The organism is Hongsoonwoonella zoysiae, from assembly GCF_013266695.1.
In the GTDB taxonomy this organism is placed as follows: Bacteria; Pseudomonadota; Alphaproteobacteria; order Rhizobiales; family Stappiaceae; genus Hongsoonwoonella; species Hongsoonwoonella zoysiae.
On the sequence record NZ_JABRXF010000001.1, the window covers coordinates 497,341 to 522,432 of the forward strand.

Consider the following 25,092-nt stretch of genomic DNA (forward strand, 5'->3'; position numbering starts at 1 on the left):
ACATGGCGATCGGCGCAATTCTCCGCCTTTCCCGGGCCGGCTACGTCATGGCGCGCGAGGGCGTGTTTTCCATCGTCGACCTGCCCGACCTTCCCGCGGGAGCGAAACTGGCGCTCAAGCTTGTGCGGCTTCTGGAACGCCGCTCCGCCAGACGCAAGACGATGGAAGGAAGGCTTTCCGCAGCCCTCAACCGGCTGGGGCCTTCCTACGTGAAGCTCGGCCAGTTTCTCGCAACCCGCGCCGACGTGGTTGGCGACGATGTCGCGCGCGAGCTTTCCGCCCTGCAGGACAAGCTGCCGGAGTTTCCCCAGGCCGAAGCCCGCCGCCAGGTGGAAGAGCAGCTAAGCCGCCCGGTGGAGGAAGTATTCGTCGACTTCGGCGAGCCGGTGGCCGCCGCCTCCATCGCCCAGGTTCACCCCGCCACGATCCGCACCCGCGACGGGGAGCTCAGGAAGGTCGCCGTCAAGGTGCTGCGCCCGAAGGTGGAAAGCCGCTTCAGGCGCGACCTGGACGGCTTTTACTTCGTCGCCCGGCTGATCGAGCGTATCCACCCCCGCTCGCGGCGGCTGAGGCCGGTGGCCACCGTCGACACGCTGGCGCGCTCCGTCGAGCTTGAGATGGATTTTCGCCTGGAAGCCGCCGCCCTTTCCGAAATGGCGGAAAACACCGGCGAGGACGAGGGCTTCCGCGTACCGACGGTGGACTGGACGCGCACGGCGAAACGCGTGCTGACCCTGGAATGGATCGAGGGAACGAAGCTCAACAACCTCGACAAGCTGAAGGACGACGGCCACGACCTTGTGAAACTGGGCGAGACCGTCATCCAGTCCTTCCTGCGCCATGCGGTGCGCGACGGCTTCTTCCACGCCGACATGCACCAGGGCAACCTGTTCGTCGATCCGGACGGAACGATCGTCGCCGTCGACTTCGGGATCATGGGCAGGCTTTCGCGCGCCGAACGGCGGTTTCTGGCCGAGATCCTCTACGGCTTCATCACCCGCGACTACCGCCGGGTGGCGGAAGTGCACTTCGAGGCGGGGTATGTGCCCGACGACCAGGACGTGGAAGTTTTTGCCCAGGCTTTACGCGCCATCGGCGAGCCGATACAGGGGCACGACGCCTCGGAGATTTCCATGGCGCGGCTTCTCACCCAGCTTCTGGAGGTGACCGAGCTTTTCAACATGCACACCCAGACGCAGCTCATCATGCTGCAGAAGACAATGGTGGTGGTGGAAGGGGTCGCGCGCACGCTCAACCCGCATCTCGACATGTGGAAGACGTCGGAACCCGTGGTGCGCACATGGATCGAGAAGAACCTCGGCCCCGCCGCGCGCCTCCAGGACGTGGCGAGCGGCTTGTCGTCCATGGGACGCATCGCCTCCGACCTGCCGATATTCGCCGACAGGCTGGGCAGGCTTTCCTCCGACCTGGAGCGCATGGCCGAGCGAGGCTTCAGGTTCGACCCCGAAACGGCGGAGGCGATCGGCAGGGCCGAAGCGCGCCACTCCCGGTCGGGGCGCATCGCGCTTTGGGTGATTGCGGCGCTCCTCGCGATTGCGGTTTTTTCGTAAGGCACACCTGCAAATCTTTGCCCAAAGGACGCCACTGTCTTTTCCTATTCTGACCGGACCATGCGGCACAGGAAGGAGGCCTGCATGACCCGGTCCTTGAAGGGGCTGATCTTCGCCCTCATGCTTAGCGTGTTCTTCGGGATCGACGCCCATGCCGCGAACGCCGCGGCGCAAGAAACGGCGCAAGCCCGGGATATGGAAAGCAAGGCGCCCTCTACGGCGGACGGACAACCCGTGCCCCGCGACGCCGAAACCGTGTGGATCGGCCTGCCGCTCGTCAACTCCGACGGAAAGACCATCGGCACTGTGGCCGGCATCCTGCGCGACAACGAAGGCATTGTGCGCGAAGTGACGGCGGAAACCGGTGGCGTGATGGGCTTTTTCACGCGCAGGAGGGCGATCCCCGTCGAGCGCATCGTGCCGGAGGAGAAACGTATCGTCGTGCCCATGACGGACCAGGAAATCGAGGAAATGCCCGAACCCGGCGATGCGGCGAGGCAGTGATTTCAGGTTCCCGATTCCAGGCTTGTCACCCGTCTCAGCGTCAGGTTGATGCGCCCAGCCCCGGATAGTAGCGTCGAGGAGCCGGGGATGAGCCTGTCCACCCCGTGATAGGCAAGGCGCGAGGCACCGCCCAGCACCAGAACATCGCCCGACGAGAGGCGGAAGGACCGCGTCGGCGCCTTGCGCGCCGTTCCGCCCAGCCGGAAGACGGCCGTATCGCCCAGCGAGACCGAAACGACCGGGGCGTCGAAAGTGTCCTCATCCCTGTCCTGATGCAGGCCCATGCGGGCCTTTCCCTCGTAATAGTTGATGAGGCAGGCCTCGGGTGGCGGCGCGTCGCGCGCGACATCGGCCCAAAGGGCCTTCAGGACGGCCGGCATTTCCGGCCAGGCCTCTCCGGTTTCAGGATGATGAGGCTGATACCGGTAACCCTTCACATCCGACACCCAGCCGAGCGGGCCGCAATTCGACATTCGAACCGAAAAGGGCTTTCCCGTTCGCGGCATCACCGGTGTAAAAAGGGGGGCGGCGCGCACCACGGAGCGGACCTCCCCAAGCAGCGCTTCCTGCGCCTGCTTGTCGAAATAACCGGGCAGCAGGCGGAAACCTTCGGGAAAGTCGTTCGTCATCGGCAGATTTCCAATTTCCTTCACTGTAACCAAGTCCCGGGCCCTTCGCATTTTCACGCCGAAGCGCGGATTTCCAAGCATGTTTCAGCCTCGATGGCCACCCGCAAGGAGATTCTGAAGCCGGCACAAACATGCAACTGGGCTGCCGCTCGCGTCTTGCGGGGCGGGACAGGCCCACTTATATAGCGGTCACGATTTCGTACCCGCCGCGGCACCGCCCGCGGCACATCAAATCTTAAGTGTGGAATGGGGACCGGCGTGACGCCTTATCGGGTCTGACCGGTCTGCTGGAAAGGAAGGACGCTATGGGCAAGGTCATTGGTATCGACCTCGGCACGACCAACTCGTGCGTCGCCGTCATGGACGGCAAGAACGCCAAGGTTATCGAGAATGCGGAAGGCGCGCGGACGACGCCCTCCATGGTGGCGTTTTCCGACGATGGCGAGCGCCTCGTCGGCCAGCCGGCGAAACGCCAGGCCGTCACCAACCCGAGCGGCACGCTGTTCGCCGTCAAGCGCCTGATCGGACGGCGCTTCGAAGATCCGACGGTCGCCAAGGACAAGAAGCTCGTCTCCTACGAGATCGTGAAGGCCGACAATGGCGACGCCTGGGTCAAGGCCGGCGACAAGACATACTCCCCCTCCCAGGTTTCCGCCTTCATCCTGCAGAAGATGAAGGAAACCGCCGAAAGCTACCTCGGCGAAACGGTCACGCAGGCCGTGATCACGGTTCCGGCATACTTCAACGACGCCCAGCGCCAGGCGACCAAGGACGCCGGCAAGATCGCGGGCCTCGAGGTGCTGCGCATCATCAATGAGCCGACGGCGGCCGCCCTCGCCTACGGGCTTGAGAAGAACGAGGGCAAGACGATCGCCGTCTACGACCTCGGCGGTGGCACCTTCGACGTATCGATTCTTGAAATCGGCGACGGCGTGTTCGAGGTGAAGTCGACCAACGGCGACACCTTCCTCGGCGGCGAGGACTTCGACATGCGCCTCGTCGACTACCTCGCCGAGGAGTTCAAGAAGGAAAACGGCATCGACCTGAAGAACGACAAGCTCGCGCTGCAGCGCCTGAAGGAAGGCGCGGAGAAGGCGAAGATCGAGCTGTCGTCGGCGACGCAGACGGAAATCAACCTGCCGTTCATCACCGCCGACCAGACCGGGCCGAAGCACCTGACGATGAAGCTGACGCGCGCCAAGTTCGAGCAGCTTGTCGACGATCTCGTCCAGCGCACGGTCGCGCCCTGCAAGGCGGCCTTGAAGGACGCCGGCCTTGCCGCCGGCCAGATCGACGAAGTGGTGCTCGTCGGCGGCATGACGCGCATGCCCAAGGTCCAGGAAGTCGTGAAAAACTTCTTCGGCAAGGAGCCGCACAAGGGCGTGAACCCGGATGAGGTCGTGGCCATGGGCGCGGCTATCCAGGCGGGCGTGCTGCAGGGTGACGTGAAGGATGTGCTCCTTCTCGACGTCACGCCGCTTTCGCTCGGCATCGAAACGCTGGGCGGCGTCTTCACCCGCCTGATCGACCGCAACACGACGATCCCGACGAAGAAGAGCCAGGTGTTCTCCACCGCGGAGGACAACCAGACCGCGGTGACGATCCGCGTCTTCCAGGGCGAGCGCGAGATGGCGGCCGACAACAAGATGCTCGGCCAGTTCGACCTCGTCGGCATTCCGCCGGCACCGCGCGGCGTGCCGCAGGTGGAGGTCACCTTCGACATCGACGCCAACGGCATCGTCAACGTTTCTGCCAAGGACAAGGGAACCGGCAAGGAGCAGCAGATCCGCATCCAGGCTTCCGGCGGCCTGTCCGACGCCGACATCGAGAAGATGGTCAAGGACGCCGAGGCGCATGCGGACGAAGACCGCAAGCGCAGGGAACTCGTCGAAGCGAAGAACCAGGGCGAGGCGCTGGTCCATTCGTCGGAGAAATCGGTCAAGGACTACGGCGACAAGGTTTCCGCCGACGACAAGGCCGCGATCGAAACGGCGATCGCCGACCTGAAGTCCGCCCTTGAAAACGACGACCTGGAGGACATCAAGGCCAAGACGCAAGGCCTTGCCGAAGCCTCCATGAAGCTGGGCGAAGCCATGTATAAGGACGCCCAGGCCGAGCAGGAAGCAGGCGAGGCCGGCTCCGAGGAGGGCGGCGAAACCTCCAAGGACGAGGATGTGGTCGACGCCGACTTCGAGGAAGTCAAGGACGAGGACGACAAGAAGTCGGCCTGACTGTAGTATGCCTTTCCGGCGCCGGACCTCCGGCGCCGGAATTTTATGTCAGGCCGCCCGTCCGATGATGCCGCACCGATTCGAGATACCAATTTCAAGCTCCGCCGCATGTGCCCCCGCAAGCCGAAGCGGGACGCGATACCGCCGGGCGTTGCCCGGCGGGTTGCGCGACGCCGGTACGGCGCGGCGCGCCAATGCGCAAAGGAAACGACGGAGCGGACATGACGCTGCAAACGTCAGGTGAAGCCATTCATGGATAAACGCGACTATTACGAAGTGCTGGGCGTTGGGCGCGATGCCGACGAAAAGGCGCTGAAGAGCGCCTACCGCAAGCTGGCGATGCAGTTCCACCCCGACCGCAACCCCGGCGACGAAAGCGCGGAAGTCCGCTTCAAGGAAGTCAATGAAGCCTATGACGCGCTGAAGGACCCGCAAAAGCGCGCGGCCTACGACCGCTTCGGCCATGCCGCATTCGAGAACGGCGGATTCGGCGGCGGAGGCGGCGGGCACCCCGGCGATTTCGCCTCCGCCTTCTCGGATATCTTCGACGAATTCTTCGGCATGGGCGCGAACCGCCGCTCCGGCGGGCGCGAGCGCGGCGCGGACCTGCGCTACAACCTCGAGGTTACGCTGCAGGAAGCCTACTCCGGCAAGACGGTGGAGGTGGAGGTGCCGACCTCCATTACCTGCGACGAATGCTCCGGTTCCGGCGCCAAGGCCGGCACCGAGCCACAGACCTGCCGCACCTGTGGGGGCGCGGGCCGGGTGCGCGCGGCGCAGGGCTTCTTCACGCTTGAGCGCACCTGCCCCTCTTGCCAGGGCCGCGGCCAGGTGATTTCCGACCCCTGCTCTGGCTGCGGCGGATCGGGACGCAAATCCCAGATGCGGACGCTTTCGGTCAATATCCCGGCCGGCATCGAGGACGGAACGCGCATCCGCCTTGCCGGCGAAGGCGAAGCGGGCTTGCGCGGCGGACCCTCCGGCGACCTCTATATCTTCCTGTCTTTGAAGCCGCACGAATTCTTCCAGCGCGACGGGGCCGACCTGTTCTGCCGCGTGCCGGTGTCCATGACGACGGCGGCTCTTGGCGGGCAGATCGAGGTTCCCACCCTCGAAGGCGTGACGACCCGGGTAAAGGTGCCGGAAGGAACGCAAACCGGAAAGCAGTTCCGCCTGCGCGGCAAGGGGATGCCGGTGCTTCGCTCCCCCCAGTTCGGCGACATGTACATTCAGGTGACCGTAGAGACACCCACGAACCTTACGAAGAAGCAGCGCGAATTGCTCTCGGAGTTCGAAAGCGAATCCTCCGGCGAAACCCACCCCGCCGCGCATGGTTTCTTCTCCAAGGTGAAGGATTTCCTCGACAATCTTGGCGGCTGATCGAAATACGCCTTGAATTCGCCATTCGAAGAATAAAAAATCCACCCTTGCGTTTTTACGACAGGTGTTGGCGATGATCGATGGTTCTGCCCGCAAGGTCCGCGGTTTGCGCGAGAAGATCGCCGACGAGGTTCGTTTTTTCAGAAGCTGGGCGGAGAACCCGCTGACAACAGGGGCCGTCAGCCCCTCAAGCGCCGATCTTGCAAAGCGGATGGCAAGCTTTGTCGAGGCCGATGGGAACGGCAAGGTGCTGGAGCTCGGCCCCGGCACCGGCGTCGTGACGAAGGAAATCCTCCGGCACGGCGTACCGGCTCGCGATATTGTGGCGCTTGAATACAACGGCGAATTCTGCCGTCTGCTCAAGCGCCGCCATCCCGACATGGCCGTGGTGGAAGGCGATGCCTATACGCTCCGGAAAACGCTGGGCGAGATGAAACCAGGTTCCCTGTCGAGCATCGTTTCCTCCTTGCCGCTTTTCACCAGGCCACGGCAGGTCCGGCGCGCGCTGATCGACGATGCGCTGACGCTGCTGAAACCGGGTGCGCCCTTCATACAGTTTTCCTACGCGCTGTTTCCCCCCGTAACTCCGGAAGCGGGCTGGTGCACGCTGCAGCGGACCGGATGGATCGTGATGAACCTGCCGCCCGCACGGGTCTGGATCTACCGCAGGCCGGAAATCCGGCACTGACTTTCGCATCCGGAACCTTCGCATTTTTCCCAAGTGGACATCGACGTGAGGCGCGGCAATCCTGAAGTTCTTGCAAAGCAGGAAGGCCATGGCGAAGAAACGCCGACAACTGCCCGGCAAAGCCGGGCCGCGAGCGCGTGAACCGGCCAGCTGCACGGCTTTCCGCCATCGCGAACCGACCGCACCCTGTCCATGAGCGCGGTTCTCCTCTCCTTATTCTATCTCGCCGTCGTTTTGCTTCCACTGGCGCTATCCGCCTTCAGCGGCCTCCCGCCCCGCCCCTTCCGGGACGAATTCGCGAGTGGGGCAGGCATGCTTGCATTCGCGATCATTCTGGTGGAATTCGTGCTTTCCGGGCGCTTCCGCTCGGTGTCGGCCAAGATCGGCATGGATGTGACGATGCGCTTTCACCAGTTGCTTGCCAGAACGGCGCTGGTGCTGGCGATGTTTCATCCCTTTCTCTACGGGTCGGAATTCAACTTGCCTTACCCGTTCGATCCCACGCGCCAACTGACGTTGACGCGGGACATCGCAAGCCTTTCCTCCGGCGTTCTTGCCTTCGTGCTGCTTCCCGCCTTCGTGATCCTTTCGATCGGCCGCGACAGCCTGCCCTACAAATACGAAACCTGGCGATTGATGCATGGGCTGGGCGCAGTGGCGATTTCCGGCGCGCTTCTTCACCACACGGTTTCCGCCGGGCGATACGGCCAGCTACCGGCACTGGAAACCCTGTGGACGGTGCTGGCCGGACTGGCGGGCGTTTCGCTGATCTACGTCTATCTTCTGAAACCCATGATGCTTGCCCGCGCGCCCTGGAGGGTCAGCCGGGTGCAAAAGGCCGGCGAACGAACCTGGGAGATCGACCTGGAACCGGACGGGCACCCGGGCCTTCGATACAAGGCCGGGCAATTCGCCTGGCTCAACATTGCGAACAGCGCCTTTTCGCTCCGCGAGAATCCGTTCTCCATCAGCTCCGCTCCGGGAGCGGGCAAGACATTGAGCTTCCTAATCAAGGAGCTTGGCGATTTTACGTCGACGATCGGCCAGGTGGCGCCGGAAACCCGCGCCTATGTCGACGGCCCGCACGGCAGCCTCGTCGTGACGGGGCGAAAGGAACCGGGCATCGCCTTCATCGCCGGAGGTGTTGGCCTGGCGCCGCTGCTCGGCATTCTCCGCCAGATGCGGCTGGAGCGGGACGGGAGGCCGACGCTGCTCATCTACGGCAACCGGAAGGCGGAGCAGATCGTCCATCCGCAGGAGCTGGAGGCCCTTGCAACCGAACTTGGAACCGAGATCGTCCTCGTTCTCTCCGAGCCGCCGGAAGGCTGGAGCGGACGCACCGGGATGATCGACGCAGCCCTTGTCGAAAGTATCTTTCGCGAGCCGGAAATGCGGGACTGGCTGTTCGTCATGTGCGGACCGGGGGAAATGATGGAAACCGTGGAGGATGCACTCATCGCCAAGGGTGTCCCGACCCGGCAAATCCTATCCGAAAGGTTCAGGTATGACTGAGTTCTTGAGGCGTCTTTCATCGAAGCGGAGGCTCGTCCTGGCTCACTGGTCGATGAACGCGGCCATCCTGACCGTCCTGATCGCCTTCGCTCTGCGCGGGTGAACGCAGCGACGACTTCAGGTCATGAATGGATAAAAGCGGATTCCGGCCGGTGGAAAGCCGCCGATACTGGTCCGGCAAACCACGCGGTATATATGCATGAGGCGATACTCCCATCGGCAAACCCGAAACCCGGAGAAGCACTTCATGCAGACACCGAAAATCCTCGTCTTCGCAGGCTCCATCCGCAGCGGATCCCACAACGCCCGGCTTGCCGGCTATATGGCCAAACAACTGGCGCTGGCGGATACCGAGGTTACGCATGTCTCGCTTGCCGACTATCCGATGCCGATCTACGACGGCGACCTGGAGGCGGAGGAAGGCGTGCCGGAAAACGCGAAACGGCTGAAGAAGCTGATGACGAAGCAGCACGGGGTCTTCATCGCAAGCCCGGAGTACAATTCCAGCATCACGCCGCTTTTGAAGAACACCATCGACTGGATATCGCGCCTGTCCGACGATGGGGAACCGCCCTCGGCTGCCTTCAAGAACCGCGTTTTCGCCGTCGGCGGAGCTTCGCCGGGGCGGTTCGGCGGCATGCGCTCGCTGATCACCCTGCGCACGATCCTGGAAATCGGGGTAGGTGCGCTGGTCATTCCCAATATGGTTTCCGTTCCCGAAGCGAAGAGCGCCTTCGACGAGCACGGCAACCTGAAAGAAGGCCCGGCCAGGAACGCGGCAGCCGCCGCCACGGCGCGGCTGATCGAGGAGGCAAGCCTCAGGGCAACTTGATCAAAGCGCTGTTTGCAAACGCCGCCCCAAGCCTTACATAGGGTCCGCACCCCAGGGGGTGCCCGGCGGATGTTTCGCCGGTACGGTAATTATCAAGTCGAGGCGGGAATGAGGGCACAAGGCGAACCGGCAAGCTGGCACGGCACAACGATCCTGACCGTGCGCAAGGGCGGCAAGGTGGTGATCGCCGGCGACGGACAGGTCTCGCTCGGCGAGACGGTGATCAAGAACACGGCCCGCAAGGTGCGCCCGCTCGCCAAAGGCGAGGTCATCGGCGGATTTGCGGGCGCGACGGCGGATGCCTTTACCCTGTTCGAGCGCCTGGAAGCGAAGCTCGAACAATATCCGGGCCAGCTCATGCGCGCCTGCGTGGAACTGGCCAAGGACTGGCGCACCGACCGCTACCTGCGCCGGCTGGAGGCCATGATGATCGTCGCCGACGCCACAACCTCTCTGGTGCTGACCGGCAACGGCGACGTGCTAGAGCCGGAAGGCGGCGTCATCGGTATCGGTTCGGGCGGGAATTTCGCGCTGGCCGCGGCGCGCGCGCTTGTCGACACCGACCTTGACGCGGAACAGATCGCCCGCAAGGCAATGGCCATCGCCGCCGATATCTGCGTTTTCACCAACGACCAGCTCACGGTGGAAACGCTGGAAAGCAAGGCCTGAAAGGCCATCTTGAGCGAATTCTGATCACGAAAGCGCTCCAACGGAAATACACGGCACGTCCCGACCCGAAGGTTCATTCGCATGACCAACTATTCGCCGCGCGAAATCGTCTCCGAACTCGACCGCTACATCATCGGCCAGAAAGAGGCCAAGCGGGCGGTTGCGATCGCGCTCCGGAACCGCTGGCGCCGCCAGCAGCTCGAAGGGCCGATGCGCGAGGAGGTTCTGCCCAAGAACATCCTGATGATCGGGCCGACGGGCGTGGGCAAGACGGAAATCTCGCGCAGGCTCGCGAAGCTCGCCAATGCGCCTTTCGTGAAGATCGAGGCGACGAAATTCACTGAAGTTGGCTACGTCGGCCGGGACGTAGAGCAGATCGTGCGCGATCTGGTGGAGGTCGGCATTTCGCTGGTGCGCACCGAAAAGCGCCAGGAAGTGCAGGCCAAGGCGCATCTACAGGCCGAGGAACGGGTGCTCGATGCGCTTGTGGGCACGAACGCGAGCCCGTCGACCCGGGATTCCTTCCGCAAGAAACTGCGCGAGGGCGACCTTGACGAGAAGGAAATCGAGGTCGAGGTGCGCTCCCACCCGCAGATGCCCTCCTTCGAGATGCCGGGCATGCCGGGGGCAAGCGTCGGCGTGATGAACCTTTCCGACATCTTCGGCAAGGCCTTCGGCGGGCAGACGAAGACGAAGCGCACGACCGTTAAGGACAGTTACCAGCTTCTGATCGACGAGGAATCCGACAAGCTTCTCGACGAGGAAAAGGTTGTCGAAGAAGCGATTTCGCGCGTGGAAAACGCAGGCATCGTGTTCCTGGACGAGATCGACAAGATCTGCGCGCGCGGCGAACGCGCGGGCGGCGACGTTTCCCGCGAAGGCGTGCAGCGCGACCTCCTGCCGCTGATCGAGGGAACCGTGGTCGCGACCAAACACGGCTCGGTCAAGACCGACCACATTCTCTTTATCGCCTCAGGCGCCTTCCATGTCTCAAAGCCGTCCGATCTTCTGCCCGAGCTGCAGGGCCGCCTGCCGATCCGCGTGGAGCTGCGCGCGCTGACGAAGGACGATTTCCGCGCGATCCTGACGGAGACGGAAGCAAGCCTCATCAAGCAGTATGTGGCGCTGATGGGCACCGAAGAGGTGGAGCTCGAGTTCACTCCCGAGGCGATCGACGAGATCGCGTCCATCGCCGTCGACCTCAATGCGACGATAGAGAATATCGGCGCAAGGCGGCTTCAGACCGTGATGGAGCGCGTTCTCGACGAAATCTCCTTTACCGCGCCCGACAAGGGGGGAGACAAGGTTGTCATCGACGCTGACTACGTGCGTGACAACATCGGCGAACTTGCCAAGAACATCGACCTGTCGCGCTTCATTCTCTGAGGCGAAGCAGAGGACTTTGTTCGCACCCGCGACGTCAAGACGCTTGTTCCGCGGCAATGTCGATGGCAGCATGCGCGCATGGTAGCGATCCGAAAGAGCTTCGAGGAAGGGCATCGCCGCAAGTTCCTGGTCGTCGTCGACGAAACGCCGGAATGCGAAAAGGCGATCCTTTACGCCGCAAAACGCGCCGAACGCACCGGAGGCGTGGCGATCCTGCTTTATGTCATAGCGCCCGGCGACTTCCAGCACTGGCTGGGCGTGGAGGACATCATGCGCGCCGAAGCGCGCGAGGAAGCCGAAACGGTGCTCGCCAAGGCCGCCGACCGGGTGCGCGCCGTTGCCCGCACCGAGCCCGAAACGGTGATTCGCGAAGGCAACCGTTCCGACGAGATCGTGGAACTGATCGAGCAGGATGCCGACATCGCGATCCTTGTTCTGGGCGCGGCCACGGGCTCCGAAGGGCCGGGACCGCTGGTGACATCCATCGCCGGCAAATCCGCCGCCACCTTTCCCATTCCCGTCACGATCGTGCCGGGCGACCTTGACGAGGCCTCGATCATCGCGCTTGCGTGATTTTTCGAAAACGGCGCACGAGCCACCCCTTGATCGGCCGCCATGATGCGTTACCTTATTCGATAGTCTGGAATAATTCTAAGCTGGCGGCTACGCGAAGACACGTATATAGTGACGACCAGGAAACGATTTCATCCGGGCGGTGCAGCCACCGTCCGATGAGGAAGGACCACAGGAATGTTCATTCAGACCGAAGCAACGCCGAACCCGGCGACCCTGAAGTTTCTGCCGGGGCGCATCGTTCTGCCCGAAGGAACGCGGGATTTCCGCGATTCCGGCGACGCCGCCGTTTCACCGCTGGCCGAGAAGCTTTTCGCGGTGCCCGGCGTCGTCGGCATCTTCTTCGGCCACGACTTCATTACCGTGACCAAGAACGACACCGACTGGCAGCATATGAAGCCGGCGATCCTCGGCGCGATCATGGAACACTTCATGTCCGGCGAACCCGTGATCCGCGACGGCGGGCCGGGCGAGTCTTCCGAAGAATTCTTCGACGAGGGCGATGAAGAAACCGTCGACATGATCAAGGACCTGATCGAGACGCGCGTGCGCCCGGCCGTCGCGCAGGACGGTGGCGACATCACCTTCAAGGGCTTCAAGGAAGGTGTCGTCTATCTTTCCATGCGCGGCGCCTGCGCCGGCTGCCCGTCCTCGACCGCGACGCTGCAACACGGCATCCAGAACCTGCTTCGCCACTTCGTGCCGGAAGTCGAGGAAGTGCGACCCATTTGACCTCTGTGGCACGACAATGCCAGAGGCCCGGAACGCCCTGCGCCGGGCCTTTTTCTTTGGACCGCCATAACATTGGCCTGGAGCGCACTCGACAATTTCGCCGAAAGTCGTCATCCGAAAGCAGTGCTCGACCGCCAACCAACCTCGCCCTTTAATCCTGAAATGATCCTGCTTGCCATAGATACCGCCCTTGCGGCCTGTTCAGCCGCCGTTCTTGTAGACGAAGGCGGCGAAAAACGCCTGTTCGCCCAAAGCGAGGATCTGGGCCGCGGCCACGCCGAACGGCTGATGGACATGATCGCCGAGGTGATGGCCGAAGCGGGCGTCGCCTTCACCGACCTCGACCGGATCGCCGTCACCATTGGCCCTGGCAGCTTCACGGGTCTGCGCGTGGGCCTTTCCGTGGCACGCGGGCTTGCGCTTGTACTCGAAATTCCGGTGATCGGCGTGACGACGCTTGGCGCGATCGCACAAGGCGCGCGGCGGAAGCTTGAGGAACAAGGCTTGCCACCCTCGCCCGTTCTCGTGATCCTCGACGCAAGGCGCGACGAGGTCTACACGCAAGCCTTCGATGCCGACGGAACACCGCTCGACGAACCGCGCGTCGCGCGCGTGGCCGATCTGATACAGAACGCGAAAACCGGCATGAAACTGGCCGGGTCCGGCGCCCGGATGCTTGCCGAGGCGGCCGAACTGGATGACAGTCCGGTGATCAGCGAAGCCGGATGGCCGGAGATAAGCGACGTGACGAGATTGGGAAGCCAGGCCAGCCCAAGCCGCGGCGCGCCTGCGCCACTTTACCTCAGGCCCCCCGACGCGAAGCCGCAGGTGCGGGACCGGCGGTTGCGCGTATGACCTTCTGGTGGTTCTGGAATCAACCGCCGGTGGTCGAGGAAGCGGCCGTGGAAGACCTGGACCGTCTGTCGGAAATCCACGACAAGAGCTTCCGCCAGACGTGGCACACGGAAGAGCTGGCCGCCCTTCGCGCGCAAGCCGGGGTCACGATCCTAATCGCCCGGCGCGCGAGCCCCTATGGCACGCGAAAGGCGCTTGGTTTCGTCATCCTGCGAACCGCGGCGGATGAGGCGGAAATCCTGACGATTGCCGTGGATCCTGCATGGCGGGGACGCGGCATCGCCCGCCAGCTCATGCAGGCCGTGCTTTCGCGCCTCTATGCGGATCGGGTAAAATCCCTGTTCCTGGAAGTCGACGCAGCGAACGAGGGCGCGATCGCGCTCTACAAGAGCTTCGGCATGCGCCAGGTCGGCACGCGGCGCGGATACTACTCGGCAAGCGATGGCGACGGCAGCGCGCTTGTCATGCGGGTTGATCTGGCTTAAGCGCATCCTCCAGAATATCGGCATGGCGCGAAGCGCACATTCGCCGGCCAGAAAGCACGCGATCCGGAGACGACGTGACGGAACCCGAGATTCCCCTTTCGCTTGAAGAGCAATGCGTGGCCAAGGGCATGCGCATGACGGACCAGCGCCGCGTGATCGCCCGTGTGATCGAATCATCCACCGACCATCCCGACGTGGAGGAGCTTTATCGCCGCGCCGTGGCGGAAGACCCGCGTATCTCCATTTCCACCGTTTACCGCACGGTGAAGCTGTTCGAGGATTCAGGCATCATCGAGCGGCACGACTTCCGCGACGGGCGGGCGCGCTACGAAACCGTGCCCGACGAGCACCACGACCACCTGATCGATCTGAAATCGGGACGGGTGATCGAATTCCGCAACGAGGAGATCGAGGCGCTGCAGGATGCGATCGCCCGCAAGCTGGGCTATCGCCTCGTCGACCACAGGCTGGAGCTTTACGGCTTCCCCCTCAAGGCGGAAGACACGCCGCCGGAAAACGAGGAGTGAGAGGATGACGCGGGTTCGGGCAGCCTTCGTGCTGGCCGTGCTGACCATCGTCACGCTGGTGGCGATCCCGCTGCAGTGGCTGGCGCTGAAGGCGAACTGGCCCCTGAAACGCCGATTGCCCCTCCTCTGGCACAAGCTTGCCTGCGCCCTTGTCGGCATCCGCGTGCGCGAGAACGGAGCGCCGGCGCGCGAACGCCCGCTGCTGATCGCCGCCAATCACGTGTCCTGGATCGACATTACGGTGCTGGGTTCGCGCATGCCGCTTTCCTTCATCGCGAAATCCGAAGTGGCGGGATGGCCGGTGTTCGGGCTTTTTGCGAAACTGCAGCGCTCCGTCTTCGTGGACCGGCAGCGGCGCAGCGCGACCGGAAAGGTGGCGGAAGAGATCGGCACCAGATTGTCCGACGGCGACGCGATGGTGCTTTTCGCCGAAGGAACCTCCAACGACGGCAATTGCGTGCTGCCCTTCCGCTCCGCCCTGATCGGTGCGGCCCGCCACGCGATGGGCGACGACGAGGCAAAGGTCTGGATCCAGCCGCTTTCAATCGCCTATACGAAGCTGCACGGCCTGCCGATGGGACGCCAATTCCGCCCGCATGTCGCGTGGTACGGCGACATGGAAATGACGCATCATTTCCTTTCCGTCGTCGGCGAAGGGGCGATCGATGTAGAGCTAACCTGGGGCGAGCCCGTGCAGGTGGCCAATGGCGACGACCGCAAGGCGCTTGCCCGCAAACTCGAGGGCGAGGTCCGCCGGATGGCGGCGGCGGCGCTGAACGGCAAGCCGGAACGGGGAGCGAGCCTGCGAACCGGCGACGGTGCGCTATTCTCAAAAGGCGAAAAAACCGCTAATGCTGACGCCGCCTGAAGGCAGGCGTGGAAACAACGGACAGAATTCGCGATGCGGGCGGAAGGACGCGGCCCGCGGCAGATCGAGGAAGACATGACGGACAACCGGCAGGCAACAGGCGCGACGGAACAGGGCGGGGGCGAAAACACCCGGCGCGTTTACGTCAAGACTTACGGCTGCCAGATGAACGTCTATGATTCCGACCGGATGAGCGACGCGCTGGCACCCGAGGGCTATGCGCTGACCGAAGCCCCGGAAGAGGCCGACCTCATTATTCTCAACACCTGCCACATCCGCGAAAAGGCGGCGGAAAAGGTCTATTCCGAACTTGGCCGCCTGCGGGTGATGAAACAGCAGCGCGAAAGCGAGGGCCGCTCGCTGATGGTGGGCGTCGCCGGCTGCGTGGCGCAGGCGGAGGGTGAGGAGATCGCCCGCCGCGCTCCCGTGGTCGATCTCGTATTCGGGCCTCAGAGCTACCACCGGCTGCCGGAACTCGTACAGCGCGCAAGCGCCGGCGCGAAGGTCGTCGAAACGGAATTCGACGTCGAAGAGAAATTCGAGCATCTGGCCACGCCCTCGCAAAAGGCGGTGCGCGCACGCGGCGTTACCGCATTCCTGACCGTCCAGGAAGGCTGCGACAAGTTCTGCACCTTCTGCGTCGTGCCCTATACGCGCGGCGCGGAAGTTTCGCGCCCCGTTTCGCAGATCGTCGCGGAAGCCGGGCGCCTGGCACAAGCCGGCGTGCGCGAGGTGACGCTGCTCGGCCAGAACGTGAACGCCTGGCACGGCACGGGCGAGAACGGGCGCGAATGGGGGCTCGGCGAACTCCTGTTCCGCCTCGCCAAAGTCGACGGTATCGAGCGCCTGCGCTACACGACGAGCCATCCGCGCGATATGGACGACGCGCTGATCGCCGCGCACCGCGATCTCGACATGCTGATGCCCTACCTGCACCTGCCGGTGCAGACCGGATCGGACCGCATCCTGAAAGCCATGAACCGGCGCCACACGCGCGACGACTACTTCCGGCTGATCGAAAGAATCCGCGCTGCACGGCCCGATATCGCGCTGTCCGGCGACTTCATCGTCGGCTTTCCGGGCGAAACGGACGAGGACTTCGCCGACACGATGGAACTTGTGGAGCGGGTGGGATATGCCTCGGCCTTCTCCTTCAAATACAGCCCGCGGCCGGGAACGCCGGGCGCCGCGATGGAAGCCCAAGTGGAAGAAGCGGTGAAATCGGCACGGCTTGCCGCCCTTCAGGAGCTTTTGCAGAAGCAGCAGCGCGCCTTCAACGCCTCCATGACCGGACGCACCTTCGATGTGCTTTTCGAAAAGCCCGGCCGTCACGCCGGACAGCTTGTCGGGCGCTCTCCCTGGCTCCAGCCGGTGCAGGTCGATGCGCCGGAAGAACTGATCGGCAAGCTCGCAACGGTGGAAATCGTCGATGTGGGCACAAACTCCCTGTTCGGGCGATTGATTAACGGGCAGGATAGGAAAGGGTCCAACGTTGGTGTTGCGATTCCCGCCTGAGCTAACGCTAGGAGGTGGTTCTTGACGGGCACTGCCCCTCCACCGACCCGTAACGGCAAAAACCGTGACGCGGTTCCGGCTTCCGACATGACGCATGTCGTGCTGGCCTTCGATGACAATCGCCTCGTCGGCGACTTGTTCGGACAATTCGACCAGAACCTCGCCATTATCGAGCAGCGTCTGGGTGTCGACGCGGTCGCGCGCGGCAACCAGGTGACGATCAAGGGCGCGCATTGGGCCTGCGAACAGGCGCGCCATGCGCTTGAATCGCTCTATGCGCGCTTGCAGCAAGGCCATGAGCTGCATCCCGCGGATGTGGAAGGCGCGCTCAGGATGGCGGCCGCCGCCGATGCGCAGCTCAACCTTCCGACGATCGAGCCGAAGTCGCGCATGGCTTTCGCCCAGGTCGCAACGCGCCGCAAGACGGTGATCGCCCGCACACCCGCGCAGGACGCCTATATCCGCGCAATGGACCGGGCCGACCTCGTGTTCGGCACAGGCCCCGCCGGCACGGGCAAGACCTTCCTTGCGGTCGCCTATGCCGCGACGCTGCTTGAACGCGGCGACGTGGCGCGGCTTATCCTCTCCCGTCCGGCCGTGGAAGCCGGCGAGCGCCTCGGCTTCCTGCCCGGCGACATGAAGGAGAAGGTCGACCCCTATCTGCGTCCGCTTTACGACGCGCTGTTCGAGATGATGCCGCCGGAAAAGGTCGACCGCGGCCTGCAGTCGGGCATGATCGAGGTGGCACCCCTTGCCTTCATGCGCGGACGCACGCTTTCCAACGCCATGGTGATCCTGGATGAAGCCCAGAACACCACGACGATGCAGATGAAGATGTTCCTGACGCGCCTTGGCGAAAACTCCAAGATGATCGTCACCGGCGACCCCAGCCAGATCGACCTGCCGCCGGGCCAGAAGTCGGGTCTGCGCGAAGCGCTGTCGCTGCTGACGGAGGTTGAGGGTGTCACGCATGTGGCCTTCACCGAGGCCGACGTCGTGAGGCACGAACTCGTCGCGCGCATCGTGCGCGCCTATGACGACGCCTCTCGCAAGGCGTCCGAGGAACGCGAGGCGCGCGCGGGCGCGATGGACGAGGCTGACGGCCCCCAGGCGCTTGCCTGGGACCGCAGCAGGCAGCGATGACGAAACCCTCACCCGTCGAAGTGCCCGGCGAGGTCGAAATCGACATAAGCATCGAGGCTCCGGCCTGGGGTGATCCCGCCCCGCTGCAGCGTCTTTTCGAAAGAGCATTGCGGGAAGCTTTCGCGGAGGCGGACCTTAGCGTCGTGCCCGGCACGGAACTTTCCGTCGTGCTGACCGACGATGCCGCGATCCGCGAGCTCAACCGCGAATGGCGGGGCAAGGACAAACCGACGAACGTTCTCTCGTTTCCCGGCGGCGACGAGGACGAACCGCCCTTCGGGCCGCTTCTCGGCGACATCGTGATCGCCCGTGAAACGCTGGAACACGAAGCAGAAGCGGAAAAAAAGAGCTTTCCCGCGCATTTGACGCATCTGTTTATTCACGGTCTACTTCATCTTTTCGGGTACGATCACCAGATAGAGGAGGAAGCGCAGGAGATGGAAGATGCGGAACGGCGCATTCTGGCACGTCTCGGCATCTCCGACCCCTACGCCGAAACACCCCTTGCCGGAGACGAGGCCTGATCCGGCGGCAAGAAGCTGTCGGGCGCCCAACCAGGCCCTGACGGCCTCCAGATGCTCCGCGGCGCGGACAAAATGAGACGATGAACGACGCAGAAACACGAAGTCCCGAAGCTTCTTCCGAAAATACGGCCGCTTCCCCGGATGCGGCCCCCGCCCGACAACCTGACGCGGCAGGCCCGCTGTTCGCCCCCGTTCGCAAGCTTTTGCGCCGGATCAGCATGATTGGCGGCGGCAAGGCTTCCTTGCGCGAGAACCTGCAGGACGAACTGGCCCGCGTCGACGGGCCGGACATGATCTTCACGCCGGAAGAGCGCATGCTGCTCGGCAATATCCTGCGGCTTCGCGAAGTGCGCGTGGACGACGTGATGGTGCCGCGCGCCGATATCGACGCCGTCGACGAGGGTATCCTGATCGGCCGCCTGATGGAGGTGTTCCAGGAATCGGGCCATTCCCGCATGCCGGTTTACCGTGACACGCTCGATGATCCGCGCGGCATGGTGCACATCAAGGACCTTATGTCCTATTTCGCCGAGCAGGCGCAAAAAGGCACGCAGGAACCGGCAAAAAAGGCCCCCGAGAAGCAGAACGGCAAGTCGAACGCCGCCAGCGACGAGGAAAGAAAGCCTGCCGACGGGTCCAACTTCGACCTTGGCCTCGACCTTTCCAACGTCGATCTCAATGCGCCCTTGTCCGAACTCAATATCATCCGCCCGGTGCTCTTCGTACCGCCGTCCATGCCCGCTACCGACCTCATGGCGAAAATGCAGACCGAACGCGTGCAGATGGCCCTCGTCATCGACGAATACGGCGGCACCGACGGTCTCGCTTCGCTGGAAGATCTGGTCGAGACCGTCGTAGGCGATATCGAGGACGAACACGACGAGGACGAAGAGGCGATGATCGCCAAGGTCGGCGAAAACGTCTGGATTACCGATCCGCGCGTGCTGATAGAGGACGTCGAGGAGCAACTCGGCGCCGATTTCCAGATCGGCGACCTCGCGGAAGAGGTCGATACGCTTGGTGGGCTGCTTTTTACGCTGATCGGCCGTGTACCGGTACGCGGCGAGCTGATTTCCCCCCGCGCACTGCCCGGCTTCGAATTCGAGGTGCTGGACGCCGATCCGCGACGCATCAAGCGCATGCGTATCCGCCGCCGCAGGGCGGGCGATCAGCGGCTGGCCGAAACCCGCCGGCGCGGGCGGCGGGATGACGGTACGGCTGAAGCAGGATAGATCTTCGATTCATCGTCGAATTGCAGCACTTTCCCGCGAAATCCAGCCGCTTTCACTTGACCGCTTATCTTGCGTAAGCCGATCTTTTGCGATGCAGGTGCGTGATTCGCGCACTCCCTTTCCAGCCTTTGCGGAAAGCGCCATCGGGGTCCGGACGCAAGTGCATCGCCTGTCACACATATTCCTGATCAGCTGGGGATGGCGACGCTTCGGCCTTGCGTTTGGCGCAGGCGCTGCCTCGGCACTTGCGTTCGCCCCATTCGGGTGGTTCCCGATCCTTGCGTTCACCATGCCGGCGCTGGTCTGGTTGCTCGACGGCGCAATCGAACAGGATACGGGCGGGAGGCGGGTTCGGCCCGCGATGTTTGTCGGCTGGTGGTTCTTTTTCGGCTTTCACCTCGCAGGGCTATGGTGGATCGGGCGCGCTTTCCTGGTGGACGCCGATCGCTTCTTGTGGCTGATGCCGCTGGCCGTCATAGCCATGCCCGCCGGGCTTTCCCTGTTCGGCGCATTGGGCGCGGGGATCGCAGCGCTTTTCTGGCGCGACGGCTGGCCGCGCATTTACGCGCTCGCCTTCGCATTCGTCACGATGGACTGGGTGCGCGGAAACATCCTGACGGGATTTCCATGGAACACCTGGGGGCAGGCATTCGCCGAAACCCCGGTTCTCGCGCAGACCGCATCGCTCGTCGGTGCCGACGGCCTCGGCTTCCTCGTCGTTCTGATCTTCGCAAGCCCGGCCCTTCTTGCAGAGCATACGCGCGGCAGCCGCGCCACGCCCGTCGCGACGGGCCTGCTTCTGCTTGCGATCGCCGGGTTCGGCGCCATTCGCCTCGGCGGGGCGATGCCGGGCGAACATGAGGATATCGGCCTGAGAATCGTTCAGCCGGCAATCCCGCAGGAGGAAAAATGGCGGCCGGAAAACAGGGAAGCAGTCTTCTCCACGCTGATCGAAATGTCCGAACGTCCGTTTTCCGACCCTTACGAAGAACGATCACGCCACATAATCGTCTGGCCGGAATCGGCGGTTCCCTTTCTTTTGACGGAGGAACCGGGCGCGCTATCGGATATCGCCTCGATGCTTTCGCAGGGCGAAATCCTGATAACCGGCGCCATCCGCTCCGAAACCGGGAATGGCGAGCGCGTTTTCTACAACAGCGTCTACGCCATCGGCGAGGACGGCACGATCCTCGACGCCTACGACAAGGTTCATCTCGTCCCGTTTGGCGAATATGTGCCGCTTCAGCCCTTGTTCGACCGCCTCGGCATTACGGGTCTCGTGCAGGGAGCCGGCGACTTCCTGCCCGGTTTCAGAAACCGCCTGCTGGACGCAGGTGGAATTCCGGCCTTTTCGCCGCTCGTATGCTACGAGATCATATTCCCGGGCGCGATGTGGACGCCCGACGGGCGGCCGGCATGGATATTGAACGTCACCAACGATGCCTGGTTCGGCGAGACCTCCGGACCCTACCAGCATTTCGCCCAGGCCAGGCTTCGCGCGGTGGAACAGGGCATCCCCGTGGTGCGGGCCGCCAACACCGGAATATCAGCGGTCATCGACCCCTATGGGCGCATCATCGCAAGTCTCGGCTTGCAAAATCGTGGTAATATCGACTCTGGGTTGCCGAACTATATTCCTGCAACTTTCTTTTCCCTCTACCAAAGATACCTGTTTTCTTGTTTCTTTTTCATTTCGCTGATCCTGCTGATCATATTACGCTACGTAATTCGTACTCGTAATGATTGACGAGGGTACGGCGGGGGCGGCATTATTGGATACGACCGTTACGTTTAGTTTCGGCTCATACAAACGAGGAATGGCATCCGGAATCAATCTTCCCTGATAGTTCTTCGCCCGAAACAAAGAAATCGAACATTCGGCCGGAGATCCGAAAAGAACATACAATCAAATAAAAAGAACTCGGGTTACGTCTACCACTGTGGCAACAAAGAGGGCCAGAAATGCCCAGCAAAAAGGCACCTAATCCCATCGACGTTCATGTGGGCAGCCGCGTACGGCTGCGGCGCATGATGCTTGGAATGAGCCAGGAAAAGCTTGGCGAAAGCCTAGGCATAACTTTCCAGCAAATCCAGAAATATGAAAAAGGCACGAACCGGATCGGCGCGAGCCGCCTGCAGCATATAGCGACCGTGCTGAAAGTGCCCGTATCCTTCTTCTTCGAAGACGCGCCGGGCAGTCCGGAGGATGTACCGGCCAGCGGAGATTCGCAGCAAACGTCCTATGTGGTCGACTTTCTCTCATCGTCCGAGGGATTATCGCTCAACAAGGCTTTCGTGCGTATCGAGGATGCCAAGGTGCGTCGGCGCATCGTCGACCTCGTGCGCTCCATCGCGGGCGAAGACGCCTGACCGCTCGCCGGCCGGTTTCCCTGCGTCCTGCGTCGATGCATGGGGCGCCCGGACTTGACGGCAATCGGCGAACCATTCATTAGAGCTTCTGAAATATATGGAGCGGCGGTTTTTCCGCCGCTCCTGCTTTATTTTCCCAGAAGGACGATTGCCATGGCGCGTCAGGACTATCTTTTCACTTCCGAGTCCGTTTCGGAAGGACATCCGGACAAGGTTTGCGATAGAATATCTGATACTATCGTGGACGCGTTTCTGGCCGAAATGCCGGAAGCGCGCGTTGCCTGCGAAACCCTGACGACGACGAACCGCGTCGTGATCGCTGGCGAAACGCGCGGCCCGAACACCCTGACGCACGACTACCTCGCCCATCTCACGCGCCTGGCGATCAAGGATATCGGCTACGAGCAGGACGGTTTCCACTGGGAGACCTGCGATATCGCCGTGCACCTGCACGGTCAGTCGGAGCATATCGCACAGGGTGTGGATGCCGCCGACAACAAGGACGAGGGCGCTGGCGATCAGGGCATCATGTTCGGCTATGCCTGCCGCGAAACGCCGGAGCTTATGCCCGCGCCGATCTTTTATTCCCACAAGATCCTTCACATGCTGGCGGAAGCACGCAAGTCCGGCCGCGAACCGGCGCTCGGACCGGACGCCAAGAGCCAGGTGACGGTGCGCTATGCCGAAGGCCGCCCGGTCGGCATAACCTCCATTGTGCTGTCCACCCAGCACATCGACGCGAACCTGACATCGGATGATGTGAGGGGCATCGTCGAGCCCTACATCCGCGCGGCGGTGCCCGACGGATGGATCCTGCCCGAAACCGTGTGGCACGTGAACCCGACCGGCAAATTCGTGATCGGCGGGCCCGACGGCGACTGCGGACTGACGGGCCGCAAAATCATCGTCGATACATATGGCGGCGCAGCACCGCACGGTGGCGGCGCATTCTCCGGCAAGGATCCGACCAAGGTCGACCGCTCCGCTGCCTATGCAGCGCGCTATCTCGCCAAGAACGTTGTGGCTGCGGACCTTGCCGACCGCTGCACGATCCAGCTTTCCTACGCAATCGGCGTTTCCGAGCCGCTGTCGGTCTACGTCGACCTTCACGGCACCGGACGGTGCGAAGAGGCAAGGCTTGAAAACGCTCTGCGGGAAGTGATGAGCCTGACGCCGCGCGGCATCCGCGAACACCTGAAGCTGAATCGCCCGATCTATGCCCGCACGGCGGCATATGGCCATTTCGGCCGCGAGCCGGAGGCCGATGGCGGGTTTTCCTGGGAGAAGATCGACCTGGTTCACGCCATCCGCGATGCGGTGGCCTGACGATCGCGAACCGGAAACGGCAAGCACGCGCGATACCGCATGATCGACCACAGGAAAGGTTCCTTTTTCGGCCGCCGGAAGGGCAAGCCGCTGCGCGAGCGGCAGGCTTCCCTCATGGAGACGGTGCTGCCAGCCTTGCGCCCGGACCTCGGCACCCCGCCGCCGGAGGATATTCGCCGTCTCTTCGCCGCACCGGTGAAGGACGTCTGGCTGGAAGTCGGCTTCGGCGGTGGCGAACACCTGCTTCATGAGGCGGAACGCTTGCCGGAAACCGGCTTCATAGGCGTCGAACCATTCGTCGGCGGCATGGCGAAAGCTGTCGCCGGATCAGCCGACGCAGCGCTTCAAAACCTTCGCCTTTTCGACGATGACGCCGGCAAGCTGCTCGACTGGCTGCCGGAAAGCTCGGTTGACGGCGTCTACCAGCTCTATCCCGACCCCTGGCCAAAGAAACGTCACTGGAAGCGGCGGTTCATAAACCCGGTCAATCTCGACCGTTACGCCCGCGTGATGAAGCCCGGCGCCCTTTTCCGCTTCGCGAGCGACATTGACACCTATGTGGACTGGACGCTGCGGCACATGCGCAACCATCCAGCCTTCGCATGGACATGCGAACGGGCGTCGGACTGGAAGGAACCCTGGCAGCCCTGGTCCGGGACGCGATACGAGAAAAAAGCTATCGCGGAGGGCCGGGTGCCGCGATATCTGGAGTTCCGGCGTATCTGACGGCGGCAAGTCCGGCTGGTGCGGGGCGATCACCTCTTGCGTCAGCGGGCATTTTGGCTATATATGAGCGCAAAGTTCTCAAGCGGCTCTTGTGAGTGGTTGGAGAGTGGGCCCACCCCGGGACCCGCTCTTTTTTGTTTCTCAACACCGATCACACGGCAGGAGCGCCGAAATCCATTACGCAAAGCTCTTCGCAGCGCGCGACGCGGCGGGAGCGTGACAGGGACGAAAGACGGGCGGCCAATTGCAGGAAGACCAGCGGCTTGTGAAGGAAAGCGGCCTTGAGGCGCGCGTTGCGGCGATCGTCGAACCGGTGATCGAGGATCTCGGCTACCGCCTGGTTCGGATTCGCATTTCAGGGTTGAACGGCTGCACCTTGCAGATCATGGCGGAACGTCCGGACGGCACGATGACCGTTGAGGATTGCGAGGAGATAAGCAGGGCGGTGTCGCCCGTTCTCGACGTGGATGACCCGATCAATCGGGCCTACCATCTCGAGATCTCATCCCCCGGCATCGACCGTCCGCTGGTGCGCCCAGGCGATTTCGACCGCTGGAGCGGACATCTGGCCCGCGTCGAGATGGCGATCGCCGTCGATGGAAGAAAACGCTTCAAGGGCACCGTGCTCGGCACGGACGACGGCAAGGCCGTGATCAGGCTGGACGACGCCCCGGACGAAGGGGAGCGCGATGTGCGGCTCACGATCGAGGATATCGCCGAAGCCCGGCTCATCCTGACCGACGAGCTGATTTCCGCCGCGTTGAAGGCGGAAAAGGCGGCGAAGGCCGCACGGGGTATTGACGACGGGGACTGA

At 63.1% G+C, this 25,092-nt stretch carries 25 protein-coding genes; 24 read left to right on the top strand and 1 reads right to left on the bottom strand.

Features of this window, described 5'->3' with window-relative positions:
• Positions 1-2: 2 nt before the first annotated feature.
• Together ubiB and HPQ64_RS02300 are read left to right on the top strand one after the other, a co-directional pair.
• Complete coding sequence (gene ubiB / locus HPQ64_RS02295) at positions 3-1,571, top strand: 2-polyprenylphenol 6-hydroxylase (protein WP_172886767.1); 1,569 nt, start codon at positions 3-5, stop codon at positions 1,569-1,571.
• 84 nt (positions 1,572-1,655) lie between these two features.
• Positions 1,656-2,075 (top strand): PRC-barrel domain-containing protein, encoded by a 420-nt coding sequence (locus tag HPQ64_RS02300; protein ID WP_172886768.1) that lies wholly within the window; start codon positions 1,656-1,658, stop codon positions 2,073-2,075.
• A 2-nt stretch (positions 2,076-2,077) separates the two neighbouring features.
• Here the strand turns inward: HPQ64_RS02300 and HPQ64_RS02305 are convergent, their stop codons facing one another.
• Positions 2,078-2,704, bottom strand: coding sequence for an alpha-ketoglutarate-dependent dioxygenase AlkB family protein (locus HPQ64_RS02305; protein ID WP_172886769.1), 627 nt, complete (start codon positions 2,702-2,704; stop codon positions 2,078-2,080).
• Between the two features lie 305 nt (positions 2,705-3,009).
• Here HPQ64_RS02305 and dnaK point away from each other — a divergent pair, with 305 nt between their 5' ends.
• The 22 genes from dnaK to rimP all read left to right on the top strand — a co-directional run bounded on the left by dnaK (position 3,010) and on the right by rimP (position 25,092).
• On the top strand, positions 3,010-4,935 hold the full coding sequence (dnaK, locus tag HPQ64_RS02310) for a molecular chaperone DnaK (protein ID WP_172886770.1): 1,926 nt from the start codon (positions 3,010-3,012) through the stop codon (positions 4,933-4,935).
• 252 nt (positions 4,936-5,187) lie between these two features.
• Positions 5,188-6,315, top strand: coding sequence for a molecular chaperone DnaJ (dnaJ, locus tag HPQ64_RS02315; RefSeq protein WP_172886771.1), 1,128 nt, complete (start codon positions 5,188-5,190; stop codon positions 6,313-6,315).
• A gap of 73 nt (positions 6,316-6,388) precedes the next feature.
• A complete protein-coding gene (locus tag HPQ64_RS02320) occupies positions 6,389-7,003 on the top strand; it encodes a class I SAM-dependent methyltransferase (protein WP_172886772.1) in 615 nt (204 codons plus the stop codon).
• A gap of 312 nt (positions 7,004-7,315) precedes the next feature.
• The gene (locus HPQ64_RS02325; protein ID WP_172886773.1) at positions 7,316-8,515 is read left to right on the top strand and encodes a ferredoxin reductase family protein; all 1,200 of its coding nucleotides are present in this window, start codon (positions 7,316-7,318) and stop codon (positions 8,513-8,515) included.
• 247 nt (positions 8,516-8,762) lie between these two features.
• Complete coding sequence (locus HPQ64_RS02330; RefSeq protein ID WP_172886774.1) at positions 8,763-9,347, top strand: NADPH-dependent FMN reductase; 585 nt, start codon at positions 8,763-8,765, stop codon at positions 9,345-9,347.
• Between the two features lie 108 nt (positions 9,348-9,455).
• Positions 9,456-10,016 (top strand): ATP-dependent protease subunit HslV, encoded by a 561-nt coding sequence (gene hslV, locus HPQ64_RS02335; RefSeq protein ID WP_172886775.1) that lies wholly within the window; start codon positions 9,456-9,458, stop codon positions 10,014-10,016.
• Between the two features lie 81 nt (positions 10,017-10,097).
• A complete protein-coding gene (gene hslU / locus HPQ64_RS02340) occupies positions 10,098-11,402 on the top strand; it encodes an ATP-dependent protease ATPase subunit HslU (protein ID WP_172886776.1) in 1,305 nt (434 codons plus the stop codon).
• Positions 11,403-11,480: 78 nt separating this feature from the next.
• Positions 11,481-11,975, top strand: coding sequence for a universal stress protein (locus tag HPQ64_RS02345; protein ID WP_172886777.1), 495 nt, complete (start codon positions 11,481-11,483; stop codon positions 11,973-11,975).
• Between the two features lie 177 nt (positions 11,976-12,152).
• The gene (locus HPQ64_RS02350) at positions 12,153-12,707 is read left to right on the top strand and encodes a NifU family protein (RefSeq protein WP_172886778.1); all 555 of its coding nucleotides are present in this window, start codon (positions 12,153-12,155) and stop codon (positions 12,705-12,707) included.
• A 72-nt stretch (positions 12,708-12,779) separates the two neighbouring features.
• Positions 12,780-13,562: a tRNA (adenosine(37)-N6)-threonylcarbamoyltransferase complex dimerization subunit type 1 TsaB gene (gene tsaB / locus HPQ64_RS02355; protein WP_343035892.1), complete on the top strand. Its 783-nt coding sequence runs from the start codon at positions 12,780-12,782 to the stop codon at positions 13,560-13,562.
• A complete protein-coding gene (gene rimI, locus HPQ64_RS02360) occupies positions 13,559-14,047 on the top strand; it encodes a ribosomal protein S18-alanine N-acetyltransferase (protein WP_172886779.1) in 489 nt (162 codons plus the stop codon). The genes tsaB and rimI overlap by 4 nt, the downstream gene beginning before the upstream one ends.
• Before the next feature lie 128 nt (positions 14,048-14,175).
• Positions 14,176-14,574 (top strand): Fur family transcriptional regulator, encoded by a 399-nt coding sequence (locus tag HPQ64_RS02365; protein ID WP_172888469.1) that lies wholly within the window; start codon positions 14,176-14,178, stop codon positions 14,572-14,574.
• Positions 14,575-14,578: 4 nt separating this feature from the next.
• Entirely contained in the window at positions 14,579-15,442 is an 864-nt protein-coding gene (gene olsA / locus HPQ64_RS02370) for a lyso-ornithine lipid O-acyltransferase (protein WP_172886780.1), read from the top strand.
• A gap of 75 nt (positions 15,443-15,517) precedes the next feature.
• Complete coding sequence (miaB, locus tag HPQ64_RS02375) at positions 15,518-16,957, top strand: tRNA (N6-isopentenyl adenosine(37)-C2)-methylthiotransferase MiaB (protein WP_172888470.1); 1,440 nt, start codon at positions 15,518-15,520, stop codon at positions 16,955-16,957.
• 87 nt (positions 16,958-17,044) lie between these two features.
• Positions 17,045-18,100 (top strand): PhoH family protein, encoded by a 1,056-nt coding sequence (locus HPQ64_RS02380; RefSeq protein WP_172888471.1) that lies wholly within the window; start codon positions 17,045-17,047, stop codon positions 18,098-18,100.
• Complete coding sequence (gene ybeY / locus HPQ64_RS02385; RefSeq protein ID WP_172886781.1) at positions 18,097-18,624, top strand: rRNA maturation RNase YbeY; 528 nt, start codon at positions 18,097-18,099, stop codon at positions 18,622-18,624. Before HPQ64_RS02380 ends, ybeY begins: the two co-directional genes overlap by 4 nt.
• Positions 18,625-18,704: 80 nt before the next feature.
• Positions 18,705-19,856 (top strand): transporter associated domain-containing protein, encoded by a 1,152-nt coding sequence (locus HPQ64_RS02390; protein WP_172886782.1) that lies wholly within the window; start codon positions 18,705-18,707, stop codon positions 19,854-19,856.
• 160 nt (positions 19,857-20,016) lie between these two features.
• Entirely contained in the window at positions 20,017-21,603 is a 1,587-nt protein-coding gene (lnt, locus tag HPQ64_RS02395; protein ID WP_210260061.1) for an apolipoprotein N-acyltransferase, read from the top strand.
• Positions 21,604-21,818: 215 nt separating this feature from the next.
• A complete protein-coding gene (locus tag HPQ64_RS02400) occupies positions 21,819-22,226 on the top strand; it encodes a helix-turn-helix domain-containing protein (RefSeq protein WP_160777048.1) in 408 nt (135 codons plus the stop codon).
• Positions 22,227-22,379: 153 nt separating this feature from the next.
• Positions 22,380-23,552: a methionine adenosyltransferase gene (gene metK / locus HPQ64_RS02405; RefSeq protein WP_172886783.1), complete on the top strand. Its 1,173-nt coding sequence runs from the start codon at positions 22,380-22,382 to the stop codon at positions 23,550-23,552.
• A gap of 39 nt (positions 23,553-23,591) precedes the next feature.
• Entirely contained in the window at positions 23,592-24,278 is a 687-nt protein-coding gene (gene trmB / locus HPQ64_RS02410; RefSeq protein WP_172886784.1) for a tRNA (guanine(46)-N(7))-methyltransferase TrmB, read from the top strand.
• 244 nt (positions 24,279-24,522) lie between these two features.
• Positions 24,523-25,092: a ribosome maturation factor RimP gene (gene rimP / locus HPQ64_RS02415; protein ID WP_172886785.1), complete on the top strand. Its 570-nt coding sequence runs from the start codon at positions 24,523-24,525 to the stop codon at positions 25,090-25,092.